This window comes from Lentihominibacter faecis (genome assembly GCF_014306095.1).
Classification (GTDB): Bacteria; Bacillota; Clostridia; order Peptostreptococcales; family Anaerovoracaceae; genus Lentihominibacter; species Lentihominibacter faecis.
The window spans coordinates 1-11,225 of record NZ_JACRWC010000070.1; the positions used below are offsets into that span (position 1 = coordinate 1).

Here is an 11,225-nt window from a genome sequence, read left to right on the forward strand (position 1 = left end):
AGATGTGTATAAGAGACAGAAGTTGCTCATAATTATCGGCAAGTAGCTGATATTCATATTGTGTTATACACAGCACTTAAAAATCTATTAAGAAGGAGGTAAAAAGATGGCATATGAAAGTGACATTATAAATATTGCCGTAGTTAATTTTAAAGTTGCTTCGGGAGAAAAGGAAGTCAATCTGAGAAGAATGATGGACATGTCCCGTGCAGCGGCCAGAAGAGGAGCGGATCTGATTCTTTTCCCGGAGATGGCATTGATGGGCTACGGAATGTTTATTGATGAATCCATTTCGCAGGAAGAAAAAATTCGTGTAACGGAAACCGTAAATGGTCCGTCAACAAAAGCAATGGAACAGGTTGCAAAGGAAGAAGGTATCTACATAATCTTTGGTATGTCGGAAAAGCTGCATGAAGAGGATACAGATATCTATAACTCAGCTGTAGTTCTTGGACCAGAAGGGTTGATTGGATCGTATCAGAAAATCCACCCATATGGAACGGAAAACATGTGGTGTAAACGTGGTGAAACTCCATTTATGTTTGATACGAAATGGGGCCCGATTTCATTGGCAATCTGCTATGACAACTACCAATTTCCAGAGTTGGCAAGGTATTATGCATGGAAAGGAGCCAGACTGCATTTGAATCCAACATTCTCTGCTGAGGAAGTACCAAATGATGGTAGTAGAAATGCCTGGGTAAGATGTTATCAGCCACATTTAGAATATCTGGTTCTGACTAGCTCTATTTATGTAGCAACATCTAATATTACTGGATGGGATGCTGCTGGATGCTATGGTGGAGGAGGAAGCATGGTTGTTGGACCTAAGACTAATGCTTTTGAAGAAGTTGAAGTAACCACATATATTGGAGATGTCAATGATCAGCAGGTTAAAGTTCTGATTGGCACGCTGGATCTTTCCCTGGCTAATCGGCATCAGTGTGTGGACAATCCTTGGGGTGGCGGTCCAGATTACAGACCATCTATTTACAAGAAAATGTTTGATGAAATCGGATAACATCTGAAATGAACTTATATGTAGCAGTTATTTGCAGTAATCAAGGAGGTAATTATGAGTAACCAGAATGGATCGAATGGTTCTGCACCGGCAGAACTAGCGAGAGTTTTGACCCTTAGATCACTTGTTTTTTATGGAATCGCATTTATCATTCCGCTCGCATTCTTTACAACATACGGAATCGTAACCAACACGACTCATGGACATGTATCCATGACATATGTAGTAGCAACTCTGTGCATGGTATTCACAGCATATAGCTATTGCAGGATGTCTAAGGCATTTCCTTCATCTGGATCTGTATATGCATATGCAACAGAAACATTTAATCCGTATATTGGGTTTATTGCGGGATGGACAATCGTGCTGGGATATATGTTCCTGCCAATGTTGAATTATCTGGCATCCGCTATTTTTATGCAGGCTGCACTTCCGAGCATACCTCTCTGGGTATGGGTTGTACTTTTTACAGTGATTGTAACTGGTGCAAACCTGTTGGGAATCAGAGTTGCAGATATTTTCAACAATGTTGTTGTTATCATTCAATTGATTTTCTTAGTAGTATTATTGATTATGACCGTTCGTTATATCACAGGTCATGATCTTGCCCTTAACATGAGTGCATTTTATAATTCTGAAGAATTCGCCAATATGGGTGGAGTAAAGGGCATTGCTTCAGGTGCCGCTATCGTTTGCCTGGCATATCTGGGATTTGATGGTATTGCAGCTCTGGGCGAAGAAGCTATTGAGCCGAAGAAAAATATTCCAAAGGCACTTATGATCTGCTGTATTGGTGTAGGTGCTATGTATGTCATCTTTACGTATCTGTTACAGGCAGCATGGCCGACAGCATGGAATGAAATTGAAAACCTGGATGGTGGTGCTGTAGAAGTAATCGCACACGTAGCTAATGCCGGGATGAGTTATTTCTTTATCGCAGCTTATGTAGTAGGCTGTATCGCAGCTTCTATCAATGCTGTTGCATCTGCTTCCAGAGTTCTGTATGGTATGGGAAGAGATGGTCTGCTGCCAAAGAAATGTTTTGGATATATCAACCCGAAATTCCACGTTCCGTCCTATAATATACTGATCATGGGAGCATTTGGTCTGACGGCGCTGTTCTTCTCGCTGACGATTGCATCCTGTCTGATCAACTTCGGAGCACTGCTTGGCTTTACCTTTGTTAACGTATCTGTAATTGGACACTATTATGTGAAGAATAAGCAGAGAACAGCAGGAGACTTCTTCCGCCATCTGCTGGTTCCGCTGGTAGGTGCAATATACACCATGTATATGTTGATCAACCTGAGTGGTACATCTATCATTTACGGAATCATCTGGCTGGTGATAGGAATCGTCTGGCTGGCAATCGTAACCAAAGGATTCAAGAAATCCGTTACTATGAGCCTGGACGAATAACGTTTTAACCGCTTAAAAAGATATTATTAATACAGAAATACTTATAGAACGATCTATGAAAAACGCATCCTTTCCCGGTGCGTTTTTCTTTTAGGCGTGATAAATTCAACTACGCCGTCAATGACAAGTGTCAGAGAGGGCAGTATAATAGAGACAGGAACTTTTGTAAGAAATGCGAGAGGAAAATATTGACAATCGGCATGGGGCATGGTAAAATATGTCAAACAATAAAAGAAAGGGGAACACTATGTTAACGAAACAGGATATTACAGTATTATCGGAACTGCTGGATCAGGGATTGAAGCCGGTACGGGAGGATTTAAATCGGCTGCATAAGGATTTTGAGGGATTAAATAATAAATTTAATGGACTGCGGCAGGATATGAATGAAAAGATCGAAGGGCTTCGCACGGAGATGTATCAGCTTATTGGAGATTTGCGTGAGGAAATGAGAACTGAGATCAGTCGGCTGGATAATAAGATCGATACTAAAATCGATGGTCTGCGTGAGGAGATGCACTTTGAGATTTCAGGTCTGCGTGAGGAGATGCATTCTGAGATTCGACGCCTTGATGACAAGATCGATAATAATATCAGTAGTTTGCGTGAGGAAATGCACCGGGGATTTGACGAGATCCACACTATTTTAAACACGGATATTTCGCCACGGTTAAAGACGATAGAAGACTGCTATTTGAAAACTTTTGAACGGTATTCCGAAAGTGTTGAACGCCAGAAAAAAATGGAGGAAGACATCAGCGTTATGAAAGACGTTATTCAGGAGCACAGCGTGCAGCTGCAGAAACTTTGCAGTTAAAAAGGAGAGTATAATGTTTGACAGGACAGAGTATAACATGAAATTAATCGGCAGGAATTTAAGAATACTCCGTGAAAGAAGTGGATTATCTGTAAAAGAAGTCATGCATTATTTGGATTTGGGATCTGTTCAGGCTATTTACAAGTATGAAAACGGGATATCATATCCTCCGCTGGATAAATTCCTGGCGATGATGAATCTGTATGAAGCCCAGTGGCAGGATGTGGTCTGCGGACCTGGAAGTGATATCTACAGGAATCAGCAGATATACTGCAGAAGAGAAAAACCGATTGTGGTATTTGAGCTGCAGGTAAGAGAAACGTGCGAATATTTGGATTTCCTGAGGCGTCAGATCAGTGCATGGGCACACTGTCATGGATGAATTACCCCTTGACGGCTCTCTGTAAAACGAATATAATAAAACAGTATGAATTGCCTTTTGATGGCTTCGCTTGCATGGTTTGGGTCCTGCGCAATAGGACGCCGTGAACCTTGTCAGGTCCGGAAGGAAGCAGCAATAAGCGGAAGCTCTTATGTGCCGCAGATCAGCCTTCTCCTACGCCTGCGGAGCTTTCAAAGGGCAATTTGTTTTATCAGCAATCGGGAGGCGAAGATGTATACAGCATTGTATCGGGCATACAGGCCTGAGGTCTTTGATGAGATCCTGGGACAGGATCATATTGTGAGGATCCTGAAAAATCAAATACAAACGGACACGACAAGTCATGCATATTTGTTTTGCGGAACGCGAGGGACAGGAAAGACTACAACGGCAAGGATCCTGGCAAAGGGCCTGAACTGTTTGTCTGAAGGAGATCGCCCCTGCGGGCAGTGCAGTGTGTGTCGTGAGATCAAAGAGGGAACTTTTCTTGATGTGATCGAAATCGATGCGGCGTCTAATAATGGCGTCGATAACATCAGGGAACTGCGGGAAAGTGTAAAATACCCGCCGGCAGCCGGTCGAAAAAAAGTGTACATCATAGATGAAGTTCACATGCTTTCTACAGGAGCTTTCAACGCATTGTTAAAGACGCTGGAAGAACCGCCGGAATATGTTGTCTTTATTTTAGCGACGACAGAACCCCACAAACTTCCTGCCACGATCCTTTCAAGGTGTATGCGGCTAGATTTTAAACGAGTGCCGGAAAATGTACTGATTGGTGGCATGTCGGAAATCTGTCAGAAAAAAGGTATTCAGGTTTCTGACAGTGCACTGCGTATCATTGCAGCTAATGCAGACGGGTCGGTTCGAGACGGACTGAGCATTCTGGATCAGTGTATTTCTGGAGGAGATACGAAAGTGGACGCATCAGATGTCCTGGAATTCCTGGGTGCGTCGGGAGAAGAAACCTTTGTGGAGCTGACGGATCTTATTCGAAAAAAGCGCACATCGGATGCGATCGTATTGGTAGCACAGGCATTGGCGGATGGGAAAGATGTCAGGCAGTTTATGCGTGACTGGGTGAATCACTATAGAAATCTGCTGATGACCAAGTTCATAAAAAATCCGCAGGAGATCATCAATATGTCTGTGGAGAACATCGATCGTATTCGAAGGCAGAGCGAAACCATCGAGCTTACTGAGATCAATCAGGGAATTCTGGAACTTTCCAGAACCATTAATGAAGCAAAATGGTCTACACAGCCCCGGATACTGCTTGAACTGGCTATTGTAAAGTTATCTTCTGTATCTGCCGGACGTACTCCGATTATGGGAATGACTTCAGAACGTATGATATCGTCAGAACCTGCAGGTTCTCAGGGATACTACGGAAAGCCGGCTGGATCGCCTTTGCAGAATGCAACGTCAGGGAGCCCTGGTGAATCATCAGTCTCGGAAATAGGTCATGCACCAGACGAGGACGGGAATAAAGCTGCGCCGGAACCTAAAGATTATGATCGGATCTGGAAAGCTGTATTTGAAGATGGAGAGGCGTCGAAGGGAAGCTTTTATATTGTTGGGAGCGGTGCTGCGCTGACGTCTATCGAAGAGCATTCGTTTACGGTGACTGTTCGCTCAGGACATGTGAAGGCTTATGCAGAGAGAAATCGGGAACTTCTGGAAACTTTGATGGAAAGGCATACCGGTAAAAAGCGCAGTATGAAGATCGCAGAAACGGGAGCAGGAGCTGCTTCGATGGAATCGGAAGCATCAATGGAGGATATTGCCCAGGAAGCAGAGAAACTTCTGGGAGTCAATGTAGAGATAAAGTAAGATTATAGTTGGAGGTACTAAAATGGGAAAAGGAATGAAAGCCGGTAAGAGACCAAAGGCACCGGGTGCAGGAAATATGCAGAAGCAGATGCAGCAAATGCAGCAGATGCAGAGAAAGATGGATGAACTTCAGGCTGAGATCAATGAGATGGAGGCGACAGCGACATCCGGCGGCGGTGCGGTGACAGTAACTGTATCGGGGAAAAAAGAAATCAAGGACATTCAGATCAAACCGGAAGTTATCGATCCTGATGATGCGGAAATGTTGCAGGATCTGATCATGGTAGCAACAAATGAAGCGCTGCGCCAGATGGAAGAGATCTCGCAGAATGAAATGAGCAAGCTGACTGCCGGACTGGGGATTCCGGGACTCTAAACGGCTATGAGACAGTATCAGTATGCGAAACCTTTAAATAAGCTGATCAATGAACTTTCAAAGCTTCCGGGCATTGGCGGGAAAACAGCGCAGCGCCTTGCATTTCATATCCTTTCCATGGATGATAAAGATGCTTTTGCTCTGGCGGATGCGGTTCGCAATGCGAAGACCGCGATGACGTATTGTTCTGTGTGTGGAAATTTGACAGATCAGGATCCTTGTGCGATCTGTTCTGATGACACAAGGGATAAAAGCACGATTTGTGTTGTGGAGAATCCGAGAGATGTTGCTGCTATGGAAAAAATCAGAGAGTACCGAGGTTATTACCATGTGCTGCACGGTGCGATATCACCTATGGACGGCATCGGACCGGACGATATCAATTTAAAAAGCCTTATACCAAGATTGCATGATGAAGCGGTAAAAGAATTGATCATTGCCACAAACCCTAATATAGAAGGGGAAGCAACTGCTATGTATATCGCCAGACTGATCAAGCCTTCCGGGATCAAGGTGAGCCGGATCGCTCACGGTATTCCGGTGGGTGGCGATCTGGAATACGCGGATGAAGTGACGCTCCTTAAAGCGATGGAAGGAAGAAGGCAGCTTTGAGGTCGCATAAACCGGAGAAAAAAAGAATATAGTAAAGAGGTGATTGTATGGTCATCTCTTTTTTATATTATGACGACCGGTTATGCCGACTGGCGTGCTGCGGTGTGCTGCGGAGAAAGGAGCGGCAGAATGGATCTGGGAATGGAAACCAGTGTTTTTTTAGCATACACAGCTGGGATGTTACTGTTATACTTTTGCGGGAGACTGCTGTTTGTCCCCCTTAAATTCATACTGAAACTTTTAATCTGCAGTCTGGCAGGAGGGGTGTTCCTGGTTTTAATTCGGATTTTCGGAGATACAATGGGCCTGTTTTTGCCGATAAATCCTGTAAACTCGCTGATTGCAGGGGTTTGCGGGGTTCCGGGAGTTGCTGCGCTATTACTTTATTTTCAACTGGTGTAGCGTCCTCGAAGATAGTCTGCTGCTGCCGAAATGATTTTGAAAATGTTGTTTTCTTTTGACTTGATTCTGGATATGCATGAAGATATAATATAAACTAGACAAATATTTCAATGCTATTATTAGGAGGATTTCATGGGCATTATTATTTCTCTTACAGCGTTTCCTGTAATCATTGCCTTGATTCTTTTAGTAACTAAGGGGGATAAGACCAGAAATGGGGTCATGGCGTTCGCATCGATCGCAATGACTGCGGCATCCATTGCTGCAGTGGTATTGTATTTTCCTTCTGGAGAGAAGTTCTTCAAATTCCATTTTGGATTCGTAAACTATGTCGTGATCGGTATTGCGGCAGTGATTGCGATTTATCTGATTTATGAAGGATTGCGCCACAGAAGATATGCGGCTCCCTTATTTGCTTTTGTTCAGGTGGCAGCCCTTGCTGTCTTTGAGCTGATTCAGGGAACAGGAATTAAAGTAGAGCATAATTTATATGTGGATCGATTTTCAATGATCCTCATGATTTTCATATCAATTACAGGCGGTTTGATCTGTTGTTACGGAAATCGGTATATGGACAGGTTCCATCAGAAATATCCAGAACTGAAGGATAGAAGAAATGTGTTTTTTGCAGTGATCTTTTTTGGCATTGCAGCTATGATGGGGCTTGTGATCTTTAATAATCTGCTGTGGATCTATCTTGTGTGGGAGATCATCATAGTGACATCGTTCGTGCTGATTGGTTATGCAGGTACTGCAGGTGCTTTGAGGGCAGCATTTCATTATTTGACGTGGAATCTGTTCGGCGGACTGGCACTGACTGCAGGGATCCTGATCTTAGGACAGGTGTTTGGAACGCTGGAATTGAATGTTGTAATGAAAATAGGATCTCTCTATGGTGATATGGTCGCGATCCCGGCGATTTTTATTGTTCTGGCTGGATTGATCCTTGCTATGCAGATCCCGTTTTCCGGCTGGCTGATCCGTGGAGAAGATTTCACGTCGCCGGCAATCGCAGTGATCAGCTGTGTAACGAGTGCAAATGCAGGCGTTTTTCTGATTTTGAAGCTGGCACCGGTACTCGGCACAGAAAATTTTGCAGGAATCATGACGATGATGGTAGGAGGGATCACCTTCCTTGCCGCGTCACTGGTGGCAGTGTTTCGACCTGAGGCGGCAAAGACCGTATCATGCTCTACTGTAGCATCTATGGGCCTGATCGTGGCCTGTGGCGGGATCGGATCAGCAGAAGCCGTAGCGGCAGGGATTCTACTGCTGTTGCTTCATGGTGTCTCTAAAGCGTTAATGTTGGCAAGTGCAGGGACTGCTGCACTTGATCATGAAAAATACGATGGAAGACAGGATCTTTCAATACGGGAATTGTTTACAGGAAGACCAAAGCTGTCAGCATGCATGCTGACAGGAACCGCAGCATTATTCATGGCGAACTTTGAACTGCTGATCATGCGATACAATTCACTTTCTGAGTTCGCAGAATCAGGAAATATTCTTTTGTTTGCAGCTCTTTGTTTTGGTGCGGGAGCAGCGATCTTTTATCTTGCAAAATGTATGGGGCAGCTGACATTGACTGCAGCAGAGCCGGAGCTGGATGCGGGAGAGACTTCGCTGACGCGACCTGTAAAGCTTCTGGTAGCGCTGACGGTATTTCTGTGTATAGTGTTCCCGCTGATATCTATGTTTGGCGTTATGCCGTATCTGGAGATTGCTTTTGGAGGTGTGTCTGCAGCGGGAAATCTGGTGGACAGTCTCATGGGACTGATTGTTATCGTTTTTCTCGTGATCCTTTGCGGGGTGTTTTATGGCGGCAGGAAAAAGTATGTTTTACCGGAACCGACAGAAGGTGTGCAGTGTGAAGCGTGCGATATTCGTCATGCTGTAGATACGAGAATTTTTGAAAAGAAGACGATCCTGATCGGAGGGATTTTGTCCGCGATCAGCATTATAATAAGTCTTGGCTTTATGATCGGCACCCTTGTAAGATTGTTGGGAGGTGCAGCATGATAATGATTCTGAAAATCGTGATATCCGCAGTTGCGTATCTCATCCTGGCTCCTTTTGCCGGAGGACTGCTGACCGGGATGGGGCGCCGTTTCTCATCCGGGTTGCAGGCAAAGAGAGGTGCATCGATGATGCAGCCGTTTCGTGATGTGAAAAAACTGCGCGAAAAAACCTCCGAGGAAGATCGGTATTTGCACGACTACTATGTACGGGCGTTTGTGTTTTTTGAAATCGTTGCCGGAGTTGCATTCTTCGCAGGAGCAAATCTGCTGTTTGTGATTTTAGCACTGCTTGCTGCCGATGTGTTCCTGGTGGTGGCTGCCTATGTATCCAATTCAGTGCATGCGCATATGGGTGCAGATTATGAATTGATGAGGATGATGGCGTACTGCCCTATGGTTCTGTTTATGGCGGCAGGTTTTTCAATGTATTGCGGAAGTATGGAGGTTCGCGATATCATGATCGGATCTTCAATGCCGTTCCTGCCACTGATCGGGATCTTTGCAGGATTCCTGCTGATTTACACCATAAAGTCTAGGACTTCCCCGTTCGACCTCAGTTTTTCTTCTGATCCGGCAGGGAAGCGTATCAAGGGGATCACGGAGGCATTTTCTGGAAAGACGCTGGCCGCGATGGAAGTGGCTAACTGGTACGAAACCATCCTGATGCTGGGATTCGTATTCCTCTTTTTCAGCAATGGCACGATCTGGGGTCATGTAGTAGGTGCTGTAGTGGCAATACTTGTATATTTCCTGCGCGTGTTTATCAATAATTGTTCGGCAAGCAGCAAATGGGAGTTTGTTGTTAAAATAGCATGGGGAACAGCTGCTGTCCTGGGGGCTGCAAATCTCTTCCTGCTGTATGTTATGATTTAGGGAGGTGACAATGTGTCGTATGTAGAAAAAAATCCGTGGATCCTTCATTTTGACGGTTCTGGATGCAGTGGATGCGGGATGGAAGTGCAGGCATGTTTCTCACCTAAATTCGATGTGGAACAATATGGCGTTCGCAAAACAGATAATCCGAAGCATGCCGACGTACTGTTGATTACCGGGATCGTAGAGGAAGAAAATCGTGATTATCTGGTACATCTGTACGAGAATATGGCAGAGCCGAAGGCTGTTGTTGCCGTTGGTGCATGTGCATGCTCCGGCGGGATCTTCGAGGGCTGTGGAGATGTGGTGTGCGGAGCAGATCAGGTGCTCCCGGTCGATCTCTATGTGCCAGGGTGTGCGGCACGTCCTGAGATCATTATAGACGGGATACTGAAATGTTTTGAAAAGCCGGAGACTCTGGAGGAGCCCGTTGCTGTAGAAGATCCTGCAAAGGACGAGCAGGAGAAAATCGAGGAGAAGCCTGAGGATGTGACAGAGGAGGAACAGGATGATGAAGAGTAGAACAGAAATATCCGGAAGTTCCGGCTCATTCCTTTCGATAGAAGCATGTGACCTTCTGGATGAAGTCAAAACGCTTAAGGAAGATGGATGGAGATTTTGTCAGGCCTGTGCAGACCGGCTGGACGATGGAATAGAAATCATTTACACCTTTGAAAATACTGCCAAACTTCTTAATCTGAAAATGGTGGTCGCAGAAGAGCAGACGGTAGACAGCATTACGTTTGTTTTCTGGACTGCATTTGATGCGGAACTGGATATCGCGCGGGACTGTGGCGTAAAATTCAAGCATGTGGCAGAGGAGCATCTGCATGATTTTTACGATGTGGCTGATATTTCGTATTCCGCAGAGAGGATCCATGGTGATATGGAGGCTCTGACAGAACAGCGCGATTACAGGCAGATGGTATATGTTGCTGAGCGGATGACTGGAACAAGCAGTTTCGGTCATAGTCTGGGATTCTGCATGGCTGTGGAGAAAGCATCGAAGATCGAGGTGCCTGCACGTGCGGAATATCTGAGAATTATTTTGATGGAACTGTCTCGGGTGCAGAGTCACCTGTACTGGTTGTCTTCCGTGGCAGAACGGATCGGATTTGAGAGTCTGGCGATGGGATTTTTATCTGTGAGAGAGCCGGTACTTACGATGTTTGATCGTATTTCCGGTAACCGTATCATGCTTTCTCTCTGCAAAGTGGGCGGCATGAAGAAAGATATTTCCACGCAGCAGCTGGAGGATATCCACAACACCATAGAGAATCTTCGGGAAAGGATCCAGACACTAACGCTTCTGATGAAAGAAGATGCATCGATATGCAGACGTCTGGAAGGTATTGGTGTTTTGGATGAAAAGACTGCGGAAACATTTTGCGGAGGTCCTGCTGCGAGAGGATCTGCTGTTATGACGGATGCACGCACTGTCTCTTATACACATCTGACGCTGCCGACGAGCG

Annotated in this window: 12 protein-coding genes and 1 other RNA gene; all 13 read left to right on the plus strand. The window is 45.1% G+C overall.

The genetic code is table 11. From position 1 onward, the window contains the following. The first annotated feature begins 106 nt into the window (after positions 1-106). Positions 107-1,021, plus strand: a complete 915-nt coding sequence (locus H8876_RS05655) for a carbon-nitrogen hydrolase family protein (protein WP_249286911.1) — start codon at positions 107-109, stop codon at positions 1,019-1,021. Positions 1,022-1,075: 54 nt separating this feature from the next. Further along, positions 1,076-2,440, plus strand: a complete 1,365-nt coding sequence (locus H8876_RS05660; RefSeq protein ID WP_249286912.1) for an APC family permease — start codon at positions 1,076-1,078, stop codon at positions 2,438-2,440. Between the two features lie 247 nt (positions 2,441-2,687). Further along, positions 2,688-3,257: a hypothetical protein gene (locus H8876_RS05665; RefSeq protein ID WP_249286913.1), complete on the plus strand. Its 570-nt coding sequence runs from the start codon at positions 2,688-2,690 to the stop codon at positions 3,255-3,257. Between the two features lie 13 nt (positions 3,258-3,270). Next, positions 3,271-3,639 (plus strand): helix-turn-helix domain-containing protein, encoded by a 369-nt coding sequence (locus H8876_RS05670; protein ID WP_249286914.1) that lies wholly within the window; start codon positions 3,271-3,273, stop codon positions 3,637-3,639. A 77-nt stretch (positions 3,640-3,716) separates the two neighbouring features. Then, positions 3,717-3,816, plus strand: an RNA gene (gene ffs, locus H8876_RS05675) — signal recognition particle sRNA small type. A gap of 54 nt (positions 3,817-3,870) precedes the next feature. Next, positions 3,871-5,472: a DNA polymerase III subunit gamma/tau gene (dnaX, locus tag H8876_RS05680; protein WP_249286915.1), complete on the plus strand. Its 1,602-nt coding sequence runs from the start codon at positions 3,871-3,873 to the stop codon at positions 5,470-5,472. 22 nt (positions 5,473-5,494) lie between these two features. Next, positions 5,495-5,848: a YbaB/EbfC family nucleoid-associated protein gene (locus H8876_RS05685; protein ID WP_177265260.1), complete on the plus strand. Its 354-nt coding sequence runs from the start codon at positions 5,495-5,497 to the stop codon at positions 5,846-5,848. A gap of 6 nt (positions 5,849-5,854) precedes the next feature. Then, the gene (recR, locus tag H8876_RS05690) at positions 5,855-6,460 is read left to right on the plus strand and encodes a recombination mediator RecR (protein ID WP_177265261.1); all 606 of its coding nucleotides are present in this window, start codon (positions 5,855-5,857) and stop codon (positions 6,458-6,460) included. A 129-nt stretch (positions 6,461-6,589) separates the two neighbouring features. Next, positions 6,590-6,862: a pro-sigmaK processing inhibitor BofA family protein gene (locus tag H8876_RS05695; RefSeq protein ID WP_177265262.1), complete on the plus strand. Its 273-nt coding sequence runs from the start codon at positions 6,590-6,592 to the stop codon at positions 6,860-6,862. Between the two features lie 132 nt (positions 6,863-6,994). Beyond that, positions 6,995-8,881 carry a proton-conducting transporter transmembrane domain-containing protein gene (locus tag H8876_RS05700; protein ID WP_249286916.1) on the plus strand — a complete coding sequence of 629 codons (1,887 nt, stop codon included), beginning with the start codon at positions 6,995-6,997 and terminating at the stop codon, positions 8,879-8,881. Then, complete coding sequence (locus tag H8876_RS05705; RefSeq protein WP_249286917.1) at positions 8,878-9,753, plus strand: NADH-quinone oxidoreductase subunit H; 876 nt, start codon at positions 8,878-8,880, stop codon at positions 9,751-9,753. Before H8876_RS05700 ends, H8876_RS05705 begins: the two co-directional genes overlap by 4 nt. Before the next feature lie 12 nt (positions 9,754-9,765). Then, complete coding sequence (locus H8876_RS05710; RefSeq protein ID WP_249286918.1) at positions 9,766-10,275, plus strand: NADH-quinone oxidoreductase subunit NuoB; 510 nt, start codon at positions 9,766-9,768, stop codon at positions 10,273-10,275. Then, positions 10,262-11,225 (plus strand): NADH-quinone oxidoreductase subunit D-related protein (locus H8876_RS05715; protein ID WP_249286919.1); only part of this gene is annotated, 964 nt, incomplete at its 3' end. The genes H8876_RS05710 and H8876_RS05715, both read left to right, overlap by 14 nt.

Coding starts and splice junctions, on each gene's coding strand:
- H8876_RS05655 (WP_249286911.1), top strand. CDS start 107: ATGGCATATGAAAGTGACATTATAAATATTGCCGTAGTTAATTTTAAA.
- H8876_RS05660 (WP_249286912.1), top strand. CDS start 1,076: ATGAGTAACCAGAATGGATCGAATGGTTCTGCACCGGCAGAACTAGCG.
- H8876_RS05665 (WP_249286913.1), top strand. CDS start 2,688: ATGTTAACGAAACAGGATATTACAGTATTATCGGAACTGCTGGATCAG.
- H8876_RS05670 (WP_249286914.1), top strand. CDS start 3,271: ATGTTTGACAGGACAGAGTATAACATGAAATTAATCGGCAGGAATTTA.
- dnaX (WP_249286915.1), top strand. CDS start 3,871: ATGTATACAGCATTGTATCGGGCATACAGGCCTGAGGTCTTTGATGAG.
- H8876_RS05685 (WP_177265260.1), top strand. CDS start 5,495: ATGGGAAAAGGAATGAAAGCCGGTAAGAGACCAAAGGCACCGGGTGCA.
- recR (WP_177265261.1), top strand. CDS start 5,855: ATGAGACAGTATCAGTATGCGAAACCTTTAAATAAGCTGATCAATGAA.
- H8876_RS05695 (WP_177265262.1), top strand. CDS start 6,590: ATGGATCTGGGAATGGAAACCAGTGTTTTTTTAGCATACACAGCTGGG.
- H8876_RS05700 (WP_249286916.1), top strand. CDS start 6,995: ATGGGCATTATTATTTCTCTTACAGCGTTTCCTGTAATCATTGCCTTG.
- H8876_RS05705 (WP_249286917.1), top strand. CDS start 8,878: ATGATAATGATTCTGAAAATCGTGATATCCGCAGTTGCGTATCTCATC.